The sequence below is a fragment of the Aquirufa esocilacus genome (genome assembly GCF_042715595.1).
Classification (GTDB): Bacteria; Bacteroidota; Bacteroidia; order Cytophagales; family Spirosomataceae; genus Aquirufa; species Aquirufa esocilacus.
Map to the genome: position 1 here is coordinate 255,278 of NZ_JBBKXX010000002.1, position 17,309 is coordinate 272,586.

Annotated in this window: 12 protein-coding genes; 8 read left to right on the forward strand and 4 right to left on the reverse strand. The window is 40.3% G+C overall.

What is annotated here, in order from left to right; genetic code table 11:
- Positions 1–26 precede the first annotated feature (26 nt).
- Positions 27–1,169: a helix-turn-helix domain-containing protein gene (locus tag SKC37_RS06625; RefSeq protein WP_377980718.1), complete on the reverse strand. Its 1,143-nt coding sequence runs from the start codon at positions 1,167–1,169 to the stop codon at positions 27–29.
- A 163-nt stretch (positions 1,170–1,332) separates the two neighbouring features.
- Here SKC37_RS06625 and SKC37_RS06630 point away from each other — a divergent pair, with 163 nt between their 5' ends.
- The 4 genes from SKC37_RS06630 to SKC37_RS06645 are packed head-to-tail and all read left to right on the forward strand — an operon-like array spanning position 1,333 to position 6,143.
- Positions 1,333–1,812 carry a T9SS type A sorting domain-containing protein gene (locus tag SKC37_RS06630; protein WP_377980719.1) on the forward strand — a complete coding sequence of 160 codons (480 nt, stop codon included), beginning with the start codon at positions 1,333–1,335 and terminating at the stop codon, positions 1,810–1,812.
- Between the two features lie 3 nt (positions 1,813–1,815).
- On the forward strand, positions 1,816–2,406 hold the full coding sequence (locus SKC37_RS06635) for a hypothetical protein (RefSeq protein ID WP_377980720.1): 591 nt from the start codon (positions 1,816–1,818) through the stop codon (positions 2,404–2,406).
- An 8-nt stretch (positions 2,407–2,414) separates the two neighbouring features.
- Positions 2,415–5,336 carry a beta strand repeat-containing protein gene (locus SKC37_RS06640; protein ID WP_377980721.1) on the forward strand — a complete coding sequence of 974 codons (2,922 nt, stop codon included), beginning with the start codon at positions 2,415–2,417 and terminating at the stop codon, positions 5,334–5,336.
- 9 nt (positions 5,337–5,345) lie between these two features.
- On the forward strand, positions 5,346–6,143 hold the full coding sequence (locus SKC37_RS06645; protein ID WP_377980722.1) for a LamG-like jellyroll fold domain-containing protein: 798 nt from the start codon (positions 5,346–5,348) through the stop codon (positions 6,141–6,143).
- A 1-nt stretch (position 6,144) separates the two neighbouring features.
- Here the strand turns inward: SKC37_RS06645 and SKC37_RS06650 are convergent, their stop codons facing one another.
- Positions 6,145–6,771, reverse strand: a complete 627-nt coding sequence (locus SKC37_RS06650; protein WP_377980723.1) for a helix-turn-helix domain-containing protein — start codon at positions 6,769–6,771, stop codon at positions 6,145–6,147.
- A 720-nt stretch (positions 6,772–7,491) separates the two neighbouring features.
- Between SKC37_RS06650 and SKC37_RS06655 the strand changes: the two genes are divergently transcribed.
- Together SKC37_RS06655 and SKC37_RS06660 are read left to right on the forward strand one after the other, a co-directional pair.
- On the forward strand, positions 7,492–8,082 hold the full coding sequence (locus SKC37_RS06655; protein WP_377980724.1) for a hypothetical protein: 591 nt from the start codon (positions 7,492–7,494) through the stop codon (positions 8,080–8,082).
- 7 nt (positions 8,083–8,089) lie between these two features.
- The gene (locus tag SKC37_RS06660) at positions 8,090–13,141 is read left to right on the forward strand and encodes a beta strand repeat-containing protein (RefSeq protein ID WP_377980725.1); all 5,052 of its coding nucleotides are present in this window, start codon (positions 8,090–8,092) and stop codon (positions 13,139–13,141) included.
- Between the two features lie 72 nt (positions 13,142–13,213).
- Here SKC37_RS06660 and SKC37_RS06665 read toward each other — a convergent pair whose 3' ends face one another.
- Positions 13,214–14,335 carry a Fic family protein gene (locus SKC37_RS06665; RefSeq protein ID WP_377980726.1) on the reverse strand — a complete coding sequence of 374 codons (1,122 nt, stop codon included), beginning with the start codon at positions 14,333–14,335 and terminating at the stop codon, positions 13,214–13,216.
- A gap of 102 nt (positions 14,336–14,437) precedes the next feature.
- On the opposite strand from SKC37_RS06665, the gene SKC37_RS06670 reads away from it, so the two are divergent.
- Complete coding sequence (locus tag SKC37_RS06670; protein ID WP_377980727.1) at positions 14,438–15,055, forward strand: DUF6088 family protein; 618 nt, start codon at positions 14,438–14,440, stop codon at positions 15,053–15,055.
- Positions 15,042–16,091: a nucleotidyl transferase AbiEii/AbiGii toxin family protein gene (locus SKC37_RS06675; RefSeq protein ID WP_377980728.1), complete on the forward strand. Its 1,050-nt coding sequence runs from the start codon at positions 15,042–15,044 to the stop codon at positions 16,089–16,091. The genes SKC37_RS06670 and SKC37_RS06675 overlap by 14 nt, the downstream gene beginning before the upstream one ends.
- Here the strand turns inward: SKC37_RS06675 and SKC37_RS06680 are convergent.
- A complete protein-coding gene (locus SKC37_RS06680; protein WP_377980729.1) occupies positions 16,039–17,214 on the reverse strand; it encodes an AraC family transcriptional regulator in 1,176 nt (391 codons plus the stop codon). The two genes, SKC37_RS06675 and SKC37_RS06680, sit on opposite strands and share 53 nt — an antisense overlap.
- Between the last annotated feature and the right edge of the window lie 95 nt (positions 17,215–17,309).

Below are 17,309 nucleotides of genomic sequence, written 5' to 3' on the forward strand. Positions count from 1 at the left end.
ATTGCGAGCGTATTTGCGGATATATTTTACAAATTCTTATTAATCCACTCCACCGGCGTAATGCCATGCATTGACTTGAAGGCTATGTAGAATGTGGACTTACTCTTAAATCCTGCCTTCGAAGCTATGCCCTCTATAGAGGTATTTACGTGGTCACCCACTAAAAGCAAGGAAGTCGCGTAGTCAATTCGCAAATTGTTCCGATAAACAGGAAATGATACTTGAAGTTGCTTGTTGAAACAATTGATAACTCGAACACGCGGGATATTCAAAGCGCGAGAAATATCATGTAGCGTGAAACTATCATTTAGGTAGGGCTTGCTTTCATTTATGTAATTTATTATGCGATTCAAATCTTCAGATTTTTCATTACCATCTAAATCATTAATTGTTGTCTCGCTAAATGTAATTTTTAGCGCTTGATGAAACCGATCAAATAAACTCCTTTTGCCACTTTCTCCATATAACCAACTAGGAAAAAGAAAGCAACTGAGGGGCAAAATAAGTAATACTAAAAAGTGTGATTGATTCAGCGACTTAGAAATTTCTCCAGAAAAAGTAAAAAATATATAGCCAAAAGTAAGCAAATAGGTTATCAATGTGATAGCTAAAATCATCAATAATTTACTCAATAAAATGGATACCTTTTTTTTCATATATCCATTCCCAGATTTCTTAAATTTAAGGATGTAATAAATGGAATTGATGCCATAAGATAGATTAATAAATGCAATGACTGTTTTCTGAATTTTACCACTTATGAACAGATGAGGTACAGGAATTAAATCACTTTTTTGACTATATTTAGCTAGCTCTATTTTATCTATCAGAGGAGAAATGTAGTAAGGCAAAGTATTTAATACCACTAGCAGGAAAGGAATTAAGTGAAGTAATGCTAATAAACTATAGTCAATTTTCCCTTTAATAATTGACCTAAAATAGTAATATGTGAGAGGGCCAATCAAGACAAAAAGGGGATCAAAATTCGTAAATACATAAACGGCTAATCCCGTTCGTTCTTCAGAGAAAAAAAGCAATAAAGCAAATTGTCGAATACTAGTAGCAATCAGAACAATGACTAAATAGATAACCCCCTTATTTTGATTCCAATGATTAAATAACAAAATCACCGAAATAAATACCACTAGTAGTAAAGATGAATACGCCATCGGAGACTATTATTTAGAACACTCAAATGTAGTCTATAAAAAATTTAAACATACTACGCTAAAACAAAGCAAGTGTGCGAATAGGATTTTTCACTACTCCTTTTTTCAGACAATAAACCAGAATCAAAATCTAAGCCCGTTTTTTGTGCATTTAGAAAAATAAATGCTCATTCGAATCGCTTTTCTCTTCCTACTTACTTTCACTTGTCTAGCCCAAACTAGCCCTGTCAAGATCTCCACCCTTTCCTCCGGCATAGGTAGTTCGACCTATCTGCAGTCCATCGGGCAATCTTCCGTGGTGACAGGCACTAGTCCTGCTGGTGGATATGTGATGCGTCAAGGATTCTTGCAACCATCCGCACGTTTTGCGGGTCGTTCGATTGAGAATAATGTTGCGGTTTCTTTAGATGTTTTCCCTAATCCATTCGTCTCTCACTTTCGCTTGAAACTCTCTCGTTCCAATGCCTCACCTAGTCAAGTAGAATTGTATTCGATCGATGGATTGCGCGTGTGGTCATCCGAGATTGCTGCAAACCTGAGCGAAGTTCAACTACTCGATTTTGATCGCCTGCGTTCAGGCAAATATATCCTCCGTCTGGTGAGCGGGAACCAAGTCATCACTAAACAACTCATTAAAGATTAGTATATGAAAAGAATTTTACTCCTTTTACTTGTTAGCGTTTCTTGTTTCGCCCAGAGCTATAAGTTTGCTGTAGGCTCTAACATTACGTCATTTGTCTTCGCCAATTCAGCGGGTTCGAATCCGTCATTCTTGCGCCCGTCTTCGGGATTGCATTTGAGTCTGTCTCGCGAGGCGTCTCTTTCGAAATCGTTCTTGTATGATTTCGGCATCAACTACAACCAGTTCAATAACGTAGGCGATGTGCAAAACATTCCGTTTTCGTATGCGACTGATTTCATCGGTCTTAACACTGGCATCGGACCTAAGCTTTCCTTAGGAAAAGGCATTTCGTTTATCGCCAAAGCGAATGCATCGGTTTCTACCATGGTTAACGGTAATCAGTTTCTACTAAACCGCTACGTGGACTTAGCAAACGATGACCAGTTCAATTCGCTTCGTACCATGTACGGTTACTCGTTTGAGCTGACGAAACAAATCAGCCCACAGGTGGGCGTGTTTGTGAAATACCAGCATTTAGACAGCTACAATTTCGGTAGCTCGACTTTAAACTTCATTCCATCAACATTTAGCATCGGCCTGAGCCTTAGTAAATAATTTGTTCTATGAAAAAGTATCTATTCTCTCTTATTTTCCTTTTGGTTTCATACGTAGGTTTTTCCCAAAAGGGTCTCTCCTACCAAGCCGTTATTCTCGATCCTGCAAAGATTGAAATTCCTGGTCAGGACATTTCTGGCCAGCCTTTAGTCAATGGCGATGTGTGGATGAAATTTAGCATCTACAACGGATCCACCTTGCAGTTCGAAGAGGTTCAGAAAACGAAAACAGACAACTATGGTCTGGTGAACTTATTGATCGGATCTGTTTCTTCTACTTCATTTAATTCTTTGGTTTGGGATAGTTCACAAAAGAGTCTTTATGTCTATGTGAGCTTTGATCAAGGGGGTTCCTACACCAAGATTTCAGAGCAAAAACTGAACTATAATCCCTACGCATTATTCGCAGAAACCGCAGGTAAACTAGGCGGAATACTCGCTATTTCTGGTGGTGGAACAGGCGCAACAACCGCAGCAGATGCGCGGGCGAATCTAGGTTTAGATCAAGTGAATAATACGTCGGATGTGGCGAAGCCGGTTTCGGCGGCGACGCAAGCGGCACTGGATTTGAAAGCGAATTCAAGTGATGTGACGGCGGGGTTAGCGTTAAAGGCTAATACGGCAGATGTAACAAGTGCTTTAGATTTAAAAGCTAACTCTTCCGATATCACAAGTGCTTTGGCATTAAAAGCAAATGGGGCTACTGTTGCAACTTCGTTAAATTTAAAAGAGAACGCTGCAAATAAAAGCCTAAATGTAAGTGCGGATGGATCCTCAGATACAAAATATCCGAGTGTCAAGGCCGTGAAAGATTATGTTGATGCTCGTGTTCAGTCAGGAGGCGGGTCAAGTACCATAACAGATGCGGATGCCTCCACAAAAGGAAAGATTCAATTAGCAGGAGATTTAGGTGGAACTGCGGATGCTCCTACTGTACCGGGATTAGCATTAAAAGTGAATGAGGCAGATGTAACTACCGCTTTGGCATTAAAAGCAAACGCCTTAGATTTTACTACACTAACGAACAGAGTAAATACAAATACCCAAAGCATTACTTCGAATGCTTCTGCTATTGTAACTCTAAATACAAATGTTGCATCTAATACGTCGAGCATCACTGCGAATGCTACAGCAATAGCAACTGAAGCTGCAAGAGCAACCGCAGCTGAATTAATACTAACGAATAATGTTAGTTCAAACACTTCAAGCATCACTTCAAATATTGCTTCAATTAATTTAAAAGCGCCATTGGAATCTCCAACTTTTACGGGTACAGTAACTACAGGTGCAATTAATTCAGGCGCAATGAGTGCAACAAGTGTTAATACGCCTATATATGCTTCTACTCCACAAACATTAACTGATGCAGCTACTATAATTTGGAATCCTGCTAACGGATTGAATGCCAGCGTAACCTTGGGTGGTAACAGAACCTTGAGTTTTTCATCTACTCTAGCTGCAGGATCTTATGGAACTTTAGTAATTACGCAAGATGTGACAGGGGGTAGGACCATCACATTACCTTCTACAACGAATAAAGTATTGGGATCCAATTCTACCACTTCTATTGCATTGTCTGAAGCTTCAGGTGCAACAGATATTTTGAATTTTTATTATGATGGCACTAATTGTTTTTGGAATATAGGCCAAGGATACGGGATAAATGGAACAACAAATTTATCATCTAGTGTATCTGGGAAATTACCGGTGGCAAATGGTGGAACAGGTGCGAACACTTTAACAGGTATTGTAAAAGGGAATGGAACAAGTGCTTTAACAGCAGCCATTGCAGGAACCGATTTCCAAGCACCTATAGCCTTAACTACTACAGGGACAGGTTCTGCAACATTATCAGGCACTACTTTAAATATTCCGTTGGTTTCTTCTACCGTAAATACAAGTACTCTCTCAGGTACAGTTGCATTAACAAATGGAGGAACAGGTCAAACAACTATCTTAGGTATTAGGAATGCATTGGGGCTAAGTGGCAATGGTGTTACCATAGGACAACAAAATTCTGGCCAAACGAACCAAGCAAGCGATGCCATTTCAATTGGAGCAGCAGCAGGTAATTCAAATCAAGGAATTCAATCTGTGGCTATTGGATATGTAGCAGGCTCGAGTGGGCAAGGCGCTAATTCCGTATCAATTGGAGGTGGTGCTGGCCAGGTTTCACAAGGAGCTAATTCAATTGCAATTGGATTTGCTGCAGGCCAAGTTTCACAAGGCACAAATTCAATTGCAATTGGAAAAAATTCAGTGGCAAGTGCTAATTCGATTGCACTTGGGAATAGTGCAACAACTGGTACTTATTCTAATAGCACATCGATAGGAAATGGTGCAATATCCACTGCGGATAATACTATTCAACTAGGTAATACGACAGTGTCCAATGTTAAAACGAATGGTACTTTGACCGCAGGAACTGTTACTTATCCAAATGCACATAATTTAACTGCTGGACAGGTTCTTACAATTAATGCTACCGGATCTGCAAGCTGGGCATCGCCATCTAGCGGCGGGGCAGGTACTGCACATACTGTAGGTGAAATTTATGGAGGTGGAATTATTTTTTATATTTCGGCAGGAGGATTTCATGGTTTGATTGCAGCAAAGGAAAACATTGGGAATACAGCACCATATGATTTTATCAATAGAAGCACCGATCCTACTTGGCATGATAATTATAACACAACAAATGGTGGTAACTTATTTTTAGATTGGAGAGCCCCAACTTACGCTCAATTACGTCTTCTATACAATGCAAGAAATACGACTGGATTAAATTTGGGATCGGGTATTCTAATTAGTTCAACTAATGACGATAATGATCCATTTGCATTCAAGTGTATAAATTTTTCAAACGGAGTTTTGACAAATTTAAATGGCAATTGGACACCATATGCTGGAAGAGCTATTCGTTCTTTTTAAAACTCTACAATGAAAAAACTTCTTCCCCTATTTTTCTTTCTTTCTGCACTTACTTCCAATGCTCAGCAATCTAATTTTAGAAGGAATAATAATTATGTAGTACCGCCATTTCCATTTGAAATTCTTAAAACTGGATTGGTAATGAACTTGGATGCGGGAGATCCGCTAAGTTATTCAGGCAGCGGGAATATGTGGACAGATTTAACAGGGAATGGGAACAATGGCACTATTCTAAGCCCCTACTCCTATAATGCTGTAAACGGAGGTTATTTACAGCTTTCAGTTGGCAATGGAATTTCTTTGCCTGCTACTTCAACTGATTTCAATTTTACTTCTGGTGATTTTGCCATTGAAATTTGGGCTAAACCTATCGCAGCATACCAAACGCTTATTTCGTTAAACACCTTGTCAAGTGGCTGGTCTGCTTTACGATTAGAATCAGGTCAATCTGATGGACAAATTAGCTTATTGCAATCTTCCGCTTTCACATCATGGGACGTGAATTTCCAAAATTCTCAAGTAGATTTTACACGAAATAATTGGCATCAAATACTACTATCCAGAGTCTCTAATAACTTAATAATATATGTGGATGGGGTAAGTAAAATAACTGTGGCCAGCGCCCCCTCACTTAAATCGAATACGCCCGGATCAAGTTTAAATACCATTGGTTCTATGACTTCTGGAAGTAGCTATGGATCCTACAGTGGTATAATTGCTATTGTAAGAGTATATAAGGGCAATGGCTTAACCGCCAATCAAGCCTTAGAAAATTACAAAGCCGTTAAAGCACGATTCGGCCTTTAACCTACAAATTTTCCTTAATCCAATCAATAGGCGTTACCCCATATTCTGCCTTGAAAGCCAAATAAAAAGTGGAGGCACTTTTAAATCCGGATTTCATCGCAATGCCTTCAATCGACATATGTAAATGGGCGCCATCTCGAAGCATTGAGGTTGCGTACTGAACTCGAAGTCGATTTCGGTAGATTGGAAAAGAGATTTTCAATTGCTTATTAAAGCAATTGGTCACCCGAACATGGGGAATATTAATCGCCCGGGAAATATCATGCAAGGAGAAATTGTTCTTTAAATAAGGCTTACTATCCTCCATAAAAAAGATGATCCGGTTTAGGTCATCGGACTTTGGGATGGTCTTTTGGCCTCCTCCATTTTCTGAACTTAACAAGATTTTTAGGTCATTATATATCCGATCTAATTTATTTCTGCTATCCGATTCTCCGTAAAGCATGGATGGTGAAAGGAAAAAACTGATGGGCATAATTAGTGTAAATAAATAGAAGTAGCTATTGTTTTTAAAGGCGATGTTCGCATACGCAAATGTAAATTCATTTGCGTTTATGGAAGCCTTGTAAGAGGAATAGGCTACTAATAATACAGCAGGTATAATACAAATAGCGAGGATAATCATCATTCGATTAATCAAGAGGGATACCTTTTTCTTTATGTATACATTTCCCTCCCGCTTTAATTTAGGTCCATAAAAAAGAAAAAACAGAAAGTATGAAATACTGATGATAGGGGGAATTACTTTTTGGAATTTATAAGTAAACAAAAGGGGAGAAAAGCTATCAACGTCCACTGAATCGTCCAACACAACCTGGGCTACAAATGTTACTTTATCAGCAAATGGCACAGAATAGAAAGGTATAGTATTTATAAAGACTATAAGTGCTGGTATTAAGTGTAAAAGCATGGTGGGCTTAAACACCATTTTGGGGAAAATCAAACTCTTGAAATAGTATAATAAAGTAGGGCCAATTAAGCACATAAGCGGATCTGTGTGTAAAAAAACCAGTGCTAGTACTTCAAAATCAGTCTGTACATTAATCAACAAAAAAGTCAGCAGTCGAATGCTAGCAATAAGTATTCCAAAAACTAAAAATACAATGCCTTTATGTTGATTCCAGTGATTAATCAACAAAATAATTGCGATCAGCAGTAGCAAAAGCATAGATGTGTATATCATAATCGAATTTACTACTAAAAAAAATTTATCACATAGTATCTCCTATTACTAGTTATACGATTTAATTTTTTCCAAAGTATTTAAAATTCTATTTCACTCTTTAGCGTAAGACAAGTTGTTTCATTTGTAGCAAAGCTATTCCAAAAGACTGTTCCACAAACTTTCATGAAAAGAATTCTACTCCTGGTTTTACTAAGTTTTCCCGCTGTATCGCAGACTTACAAGTTCTCTATAGGATCAAATATTACCTCCTTTGTTTTCACCAATTCCGCAGGTGCGAATCCCTCTTTTTTGCGACCGGCATCCGGCTTACACGCCAGTCTAACACGGGAATCGAGCCTTTCAAAGAATTTATTGTACGATTTTGGCATTCTATACAACCAGTTTAATAGCGTAGGCGATGCACAAAATATCCCCATCTCCTATGCATCCGATTTCATTGGTTTAGGTGCGGGCATCGGTCCTCGGTTGAATCTAGGAAAAGGGATTACATTTATCGCCAAAGCAAATGCTTCCGTTTCCAAGATGGTCAACGGGAATCAATTTCTTTTAAATCATTACATGGATTTAGCTGGTGATGATCAATTCAATTCGCTGCGAACGATGTATGGTTATTCCTTTGAATTATCGAAACAAATCAACCCTCAAGTAGGCGTTTTTATAAAATACCAGCATTTGGATAGCTACAATTTTGGTAGCTCTACCCTCAACTTTATTCCATCGACTTTCAGCCTAGGCCTAAGCTTCAGCAAATAATACTCCTATGAAAAAGGTTCTATTTTCCCTTATTTTTCTATTCGTTTCTTATGTAGGTTTTTCCCAAAAAGGACTCTCCTACCAAGCCGTCATTCTCGATCCTAACAAGATTGAATTACCGGGACAAGACATCGCTGGCCAGCCCTTTGTGAATGGGGAGGTTTGGTTAAAATTCAGTATCTACAATGGATCATCTTTGCAATTTGAAGAGGTCCAAAAAACGAAAACCGACGATTACGGCCTAGTCAATTTGTTGATCGGCTCTGTGTCTTCTGCTTCATTTAATTCGCTGGTTTGGGATGCCGCGCAAAAAAGCATGAGGGTCTATGTAAGCTTTAATCAAGGGAGTTCTTATTCCCAAGTTTCGGACCAAAAACTGAATTACAATCCCTATACGTTTTATGCGGATACAGCCGGAAAATTAAATGGAACACTGGCCATTTCTGGCGGCGGCACCGGCGCGACAACGGCCACGGATGCCCGTGCGAATCTAGGTTTAGATCAAGTGAATAATACGTCGGATGCGGCGAAGCCGGTTTCGACAGCAACTAAAGCGGCATTGGATTTGAAAGCGAATGCTAGCGATGTTACGGTGGGATTAGCGTTAAAAGCTAATACGGCGGACATGACCGCAGCATTAGCAGCAAAAGCAGACACAGGTACCATCAAAACATTCGTGGTCACACAAGTGGCGGCAGCTAATATCGCAGATGCTGATGCGAATACAAAAGGAAAGATTCAATTAGCAGGAGATTTAGGTGGAACGGCAGCGGCGCCTACGGTTCCCGGTTTACGTTTGAAAGCTAATGAGAGTGATGTTTCAGCTGCTTTGGCACTTAAATTAAATACCTCAGAAAAAGGAATGGCAAACGGAATAGCAACGCTAAATTCATCTGGGATAATACCATCGAACCAATTGCCCCCCGTAACTATATCATCAACAAGTGTGGTAGCTAGTGATGCCGCTATGGTTGCTTTATCTAATACAACCGTGGGAAGTATTGCGGTAAGAACAGATGCTAATAAAAATTACGTTTTGAGCGCATTACCTGCGAGCACATTAGCTAATTGGATCGAATTATTAACTCCTGGAGCACCTGTACAAACCGTTAATGGGTATATAGGATCTGTTAATCTAGTTAAATCAGATATTGGATTAGCAAACGTAGATAACACTTCTGATGTTAATAAGCAGGTTTCATCTGCAACCCAGACTGCTTTAAATTTGAAAGCTGATACAGCTACTGTTAGAACAGCTTTGGCGTTAAAACAAAACATTACAGATGCTAATGCAGCATTAAATTTAAAACTAGACGCGAATAAAGTGGGCGTAGCTAATGGAACTGCCAGCTTAAACGCTTCAGGAAAAATTCCTACCGATCAAATTCCTGCAATCTCCTTTTCAAGTGTTAAAGTTTTAGGAAGTCAAGCTCAAATGCTTGCATTAAGTTCTGCGTTGGTAGGCAGTGTAGTCATCAGAACAGATGTCAATAAAAATTATGTATTAGCGCAAGCTGATCCTAGTGTAATAACAAATTGGATCGAATTATTAACACCTGCCCCTCCGGTTCAAACCGTTAATGGCTACACGGGAAGTGTTTCGTTAACTAAATCTGACCTGGGTTTAGGCAATGTAAATAATACAAGTGATGCGGATAAACCTATTTCTACGTCTGCGCAGGCAGCCATCGATGTAAAGCCTTCACGCGAATTTGTGGCGACTGCTGTATTAACGGGTAATGCCACAAACACCGCAGACATTAACATGTTAAAGTCATCGGTTAATTCCAATACACAAAGTATTACCGCAACTAAATTAGCCTTAGCTCAAAAAGCCCTTTTATTCAAGCCTTTGAAAAATGCGGAATATGTAATGCCTACATCGGGTATTTTGACCGACGCGAATTCGGGGAATATTATTTATTCACAATGGTCCCAAAAACCCGTTTTCCCAGAATCACTTTCCGATGGTTTTTATTGCACAATTGTTAACTATTCTGGCGGAACTATAACCTCAAATACGTTATCAACCGCTCGTTTCTACACGAATACATCCGGTTATGCCGGGTCAACGACATTTACTATTCCTCCCGGAGGAAGCGCGAATGTATATGCAGTAAAAATAAATGGGGCGCAGCGCTATTATGTTTCAGCGGGAGATCAGGCCTCTTCAGCAAGTGTTGCTGATGCAAGTATTACGAATGCCAAATTAGCGGGCAGCATTACTGCTTCAAAATTAATAGGGACAGATATCACTGCAATAGGAACCGTAACCACTGGTACTTGGAGTGCAACTACCATTGATATCGCACACGGGGGGACAGGTTCAACTTCCCAAAACTTTGTCGACCTTTCAACTAATCAGACTGCCATAGGAGGAACGAAAACATTTTCAAATAATATCGTTTCAAATGGTGTCACCATCGGAAAAGGTAATGGTGGAAATACCAGCAGTATCATCATTGGACCTTGGACTAATGCGGGCGAAAATTCCATTGGCATTGGATCAGGCACCATGACGGGTAATAGTGGTACATACAATGTAGCCATTGGTGAAAATGCGTTAAGGAACTCAGGGGCAGTTTCTTATAGTACAGCAGTGGGAGTAAATGCAGGTTCGAGTTCAAATCAAGGGACTAACAATACTTTTCTTGGGTATAATGCCATTGCAACAACCAATGTTTCCATTTCAAATTCAACTGCCATTGGTTCAGGCGCAGTAGTAACAGCAAGCAACACCATACAAGTGGGGGCTGATGGTACCAATGGTTCTACACCTATTCAAAATGTAAAAACATCAGGCACACTAACAGCTGGAACGGTAACCTATCCTAATGCTCATGGTATAAACGGAAACGTCTTAAGTACCACAGGGAGCGGGACGCTTTCTTGGACTTCGTTAAGTGCTTTAGGGGCAGTACCTAGTACTTCTGCTACAGGTTCTGATGTGAGTTTATCAACTAGTAAAGTTGTACCTCAAAATGTGGGAAGTGTCTCCTTTGATGGGTCGAGTCAATATTTAACTTTGGCCAATAACGAAGCCTTTAATTACGGAACAGGCAATTTCACGATTGAATGCTGGATAAATCCGGCATCGTTGAAATTAGCAGATGTTTATCTACAAGCGCCTAGTTGGAATCTGTTTTTTGGACTAGCGAATACCTTGGGAGCAATGAGATTTAATATTAATAATGGAACAAATTATGACCCCTATGGAGTAGTAACAACTGCCAATTCTTTAATCTCTCCTAATACCTGGAATCACATTGTTTTAATGCGCAATGGAAATGATATTTCACTCTTTATTAATGGTATTTGTAGAGGTACTAAATCGGGTATTTCCGCCTACTTAATAGGGGGTAGTGAAATCAATTCAGGTCCCATAATTGCAGGAGGTAACAAATACGATGGGAAGGTCGCTAATTTACGCGTTGTGAAAGGATCAAATGTTTATTCGTTCGGGACGACAGTAGGAACTACTTACTTTAATCCTCCTGCCACCATTGGTAATATCACAGGCACGCAACTTCTTTTAGCGCCTACATCAGCTACCATTTCAGATCTATCCTCTAATGGGTTTGCTGTCACAAAAGTGAATACTCCAGCCTACAATGCTGCTCCCACCTCTAATATCTTAACCTTAGAAGCCTTAGCAACGTCATCTTTAACCTTTACCAAAGATGGCAATCTTACTGTTCCATCGTTATCTACAGCTGGGATTGTAACTAATAGTGCAAGTGGGGTGTTAAGTACCACTTCGACAATTGGTATTGCCAATGGTGGAACTGGGCTTTCGACTCCCGGTACTTCTGGGCAAGTATTGAGTACTAGTGCGAACGGAACTCTCACTTGGACAACCGTAACATCTGTAGCGGATGCAAATACAATGTCTGGCACAGTTGCAATAGCAAAAGGGGGGACTGGTGCAACGACTAAAACAACTGCTTTCGATGCCTTATCTCCGATGACCACTGCGGGTGATCTACTTTACGGGGGTGCGAGTGGAACAGGCACTAGATTAGCAAAAGGAAATAATGGTACGGTATTGACCATGGAAAACAACGTGCCTGCCTGGCTAACCTCTATTCGAGCAACAGCAGGTTCTTCGTACAACGCTGCGGTGGGCTTCTCCTTTGTAGGAGGAGATTGGGCTAGAAATACGGGGATGTTTAGTGATAACCCAGATAGTGGTGGATCTGCCACCTTGAAATTCCGAATAGCAACGTCCAATTCCACAGCTGACCCCTATTTAGAAATCAGTCCATCCAAAGTATCTGTTTACCCCATTACCGCATCTACCAGCAAAACAACAGGTGCCTTAACCGTTGCGGGGGGATTAGGTGTCAATGGGAATATATATGCAAGCAATTTAAATACTAGTGGAACAATTACTTCCGGAACAGTTACTTATCCAAATTCACTTGGAACAACAGATCAAGTTTTGAGTGTAACAAGCAGTGGAACCGTTGCTTGGAAAACAGCAGCTTCGGGAGGTAATACACACTCCGTAGGTGAATCATATGGAGGCGGCATCGTCTTTTATACTTGGGACAATGGCAACCATGGCTTAATCGCGGCTAAAAATGAATTAGGGAATAAAGGACCTTTCGATTTTACGAGTACAACAGGGGTGAAATTTATACCAGGAACAGGGTACGTTGCTACTGCCTTTAGATCAGGTTTAGGTGCGGGAATGTTAAATACAACGAATATCATAGCCAGAACAAGTTATTATGAACAGGCGTTTATGTATGCACCTGATCCTCAATACCACAATATATATGCTGCAATGCTTGCACAGCAATACGCAAACGCATCTAACGCATCTACTCCAGTATATGGCGATTGGTACCTACCATCCATTTATGAATTAGGAATTTTGTATTCGAGTTTATCTCTGATTTCAGGTTCAGGATTTAATGCGAGCCATGACTATTGGAGTTCCACAGAAGTAAATCAAGGATATGCCTATTATTTCAAGTCGTCAGATGCCGGTTCAACTACAAGTTGGAATGATAACTCGGCACTGAAATTTGTCATCCCCATCAGACAATTTTAATAACATTAAGGGTTCATTAGAACAAAGGTCACCTCAATCCCAATGGATCTTTTCCGTTGGGATTTTTATTGATCAAAAAACCAACTCATACCTCGCCGATCTCCCCGCCCCCACTGGCGTAAAAACCTGCATAGTAACGAGCTCCTGAAGATCACGGGAGGCGGTGGCTCTGGAGGTTCCCGTGATTCCCACATATTTGCGGACATTCATTCCGCCTTGGAAAGAGTCGGGGCCAGCTGCTAGCATGCGGTTGATGACTTTGTTTTGGCGCTCGTTCAGCTGGTGTTCGAAGACGGCGAAGAAGTGCCATTTCGAAATGGTGAACTGGATGAGTTGGTCTGCGAAGGTTTGGGCTTCTAAAAGAGTTTGCACAAACCACTCGATCCAATCTGTGATGTTAAGCCCTTTTTCTGCTTGCTGGAGGGCGTGATAATAGGCCTTTTTGTTTGCCTCGATGGCTTTGGAAATACTAAAAGGCAAGGGACATTGAAGACCCTGCGAAAGCGCTTTCTCCACGATGGCGCGACCGATGCGGCCATTGCCATCCTCGAACGGGTGAATCGACTCGAAATACAAGTGAGCGACCGCCGCCTTAACGGGTGGCGCCATCCAAGCGGTCTCGTTAAACCACTGTAAAAATTGCGCCATTTCGGGTGGAACACGCGAAGACGGTGGAGCCTCGTAATGAATGGTAGGCCGAGCGACAGACCCAGAAACAATCTGCATCGGCGCCTCATCCGTCCGCCATTCGCCCGCGTTTATCTGAGGCCTATTTCCCATTAATTTTGTATGCCAAAGCTTCAGCCGCTCCTCCGTCAATGGCTCAGCAAACGAATTCCGCACATCCATTAACATCTCACTCAGCCCAATAACATCCTTATTTTTAGGCAAATGCGGACTAGCTAAACCTAAATTTCGGCGAACCGAAGACATAATATCTAATTCGCTATAGTGTTCCCCCTCAATGGCAGACGTCTTTAAAGCCTCCGCTACCATCAGTTGAATCATCATTTCCGTCCGATCCTCCACTGGCAAAGCAGCTAATTTACCGCTCAATTCGCCTGATTTCTGCATAAATGCAAAGATTTGCGGCTCGACACGATTCGTGTCGAATTCAAAATGGGGCCAAGAAACACGTTGCCAATTGTACATGATGAGGCGATTAGGAAGTGTAATCGCCTCAAATATAATCATTTTTTGAGGCGATTAGCGAAATTAATCGCCTCAAGCTGATAATTTAAAAAACATTTGTTACCTTTTTATATAAATTAGTAACAAAAGACTTACCTTTGATTTATGAGCGTACACCAAGCAATTCTAGACAAGATTAATTCGAAGACCCCCGGAGATATTTTTTTCCCTGCAGAATTTCGAATGCTCGGAACAGACGATGCCATTAAAATGGCTCTATCTCGATTAGTGAAAGAAAATACCATTGAAAGACTGGCAAATGGGGTTTACTTTATTCCACAATTTCACCATTTGATAGGGAGAATTAAGCCATCTCTTGAGATGATAGCGAATGCCATTGCATCTAGAGATCACATACAAATTAAGCCTACCGGAATGAGTGCGTTGAATAAACTAGGGTTATCTGAACAAGTCCCTACTAGGCATGTCTACATCACCAATGGCCAACCTAGAACATACCATGTAGCGGAAAATGAGATTCATTTTAAAAGTGCCAGTCCTAAAAAATTAGCCTTAAAGGGTCCCATCAGTTCCCTAATCATTCTGGCAATGGATGAAATGGGGCAAAGTGAATTTGATGAAACGCTTGCTAGTAAAATAAAGGGACTCCTAAAAAAAGAAGATGCCATGCTGTTAGAAAATGATATGATGCTTGCTCCTTCCTGGATTGCAAAAGAGCTTTATTCGATCATTTCTAAATTCCCAGCTGATGAAATGGTTTAAGCTAGCGATAGAAGATCGTAGGATAATCTTGCAACAAGCGAGTGCTCTAAGTAGGATAAATGAGAAGGCACTTGAGAAGGACCTTTGGGTTACAATGGTATTAGAAGCCGTGTTTAAAACCAAATTTGCCACACAATTACACTTCAAAGGCGGCACTTCTTTAAGTAAGGCGTGGCAGATTATTGAAAGGTTTTCAGAGGATATTGATTTGTCAATTGATAGATCATTTTACGGATTTGGAGAAGACTTATCCTATTCCCAAATCAAAAAACTTAAAAGAATATCCAGCGAATTCGTCAGCAGCGACTTTAGAGAAGAGCTAGAAAAAACTCTTATCGAAATGGAAGTACCTGCAGCACTATTTACATGTAAGGCCACACCTATCCCAGAAATAAGAAAAGATACAGTGGACCCACAAGAAATTGTTATTGAATATGTTTCGATCTTAGATAATGTCGAATACTTACCCGATACAATAAAAGTAGAGGTGAGCGCTAGATCCATCAAAGAAGGGACCCAAATGAGGCCATTGACTTCTCTAGTAGGAAGCTTACTCCCCCAATTAGACCTAGGCGACCCATTTCAAGTACGATCCATCGAGCCTACAATTACTCTTTTAGAAAAGGTATTCTTATTGCATGAAGAATTCACAAAAAATGCTTCAGAAATACGCCACTTAAGAATGTCGAGGCATTTATATGACTTGTTTCTCTTAAGTGAATCCATTTATGCTGAAATCGCTTTAAATGACACGTCACTCTACAATCGAATTATCGCACATAGGCAGCACTATATTAGACAAACGGGGATAGATTATAAAAATCATGGTAAGCAAAGTATTTCATTTCTTCCGCCAAACCCTATTTTAGAGAGATATGAGGAAGACTATGAAAAGATGAAGCTGAATATGATTTATGGTAAGGCGCCAGCATTTGAAGACTTAATTCAAAAATTAAGAGTGCTGCAAGACAAATTTAGAATCACTACAAATTCTCCTTCATCCACTCCATCGGATTCACCCCGTAAACCGCTTTGAAAGCGGTATAAAAAATGGACTTGCTCTTAAATCCAGACATCGCGGCGATTCCCTCAATGGACGTAGTCAGATGGGCGCCCGATCGGAAGAGGTCTGTGGCGTGTTCGACGCGTAATTTATTTCGATAGGCGGGGAATGGGACTTTGAGTTGCTTGCTAAAACAGGTGGTTACTCGGATGTGAGGGATGTTCAAAGTACGGGAAATATCGTGCAATGAAAAAGTCGTGTTCAAATAAGGTTTTTCGGTTTCAATGTAAGCGACGATTCGATCTAGATCCTCTGATTTTTCGTGGGGGGCTTCCTGAAAACCTTTGGCCTGCACAGTCATCCGCTTATAGGTCAAAATAAATTTATCCCAAAGTGAGGCTTTGTTTTGATCGCCATAGAGGAATTTTGGCATGAACAGAAAACTGATGGGCATAATCAAGATAAAATAATACAAATACCCATCTGAAATAAAGACCTTATTTCGAAACACTAAGCCTTGATCAGTCGTCGATAGCGACGTGGCATAAATCACCAAGCCCCAAAGAGGTAGCACAACTAAAGGCACAATCAACAAAAAGTGATTGATGAGTTGCGTCAACTTCTTTTTCATGTAAACGGTACTGTTCCTTTTTTGGATGATTAAGTACCTCAACGCAAAAATAATGAACCCTAAATTGCAGATCGCAATAAACGAACGCTGGAAGTGATAAGGGAATAATAGGGAGGGGAAATGATTTGGCAGAATATATGGGATGTGCAGCTGCAATTGTGTAAAATAAGCCATTTTGCTCTCCCAAGGAAAGAAATAATAGGGTAGGGTATTGGCTAATACAACCAATGCAGGTATTGCAAAGAGTAGGAAGTAATAATCAATAACGAGTTTCCCTTTGACTAAGCTTTTAAAAAAATAATAGAGCAAAGGCCCAGCTAAGGAGGCCAAAGGGTCAAAATGAATAATCAGAAAAGTGAATATATTCGTATGCCCTGATGACATCGACAACAGCATCGATAATTCCCTGGCACAAATAATTAGAATGCCTGAAACAAGGTAGATGATCCCTTTATTCAGCGACCAATTATTAATCAGCAACAGAAAACAGACGATTAAGACAAGAACAACGGAGGTAAATAACATCGCTTTATGTATTGTACGGCAATTTAGTCTTAAATATAATTTTTCGAACTAGGCCTATTTAATTAGTTGTCCGAAAATTTATATTTCAAACCGCT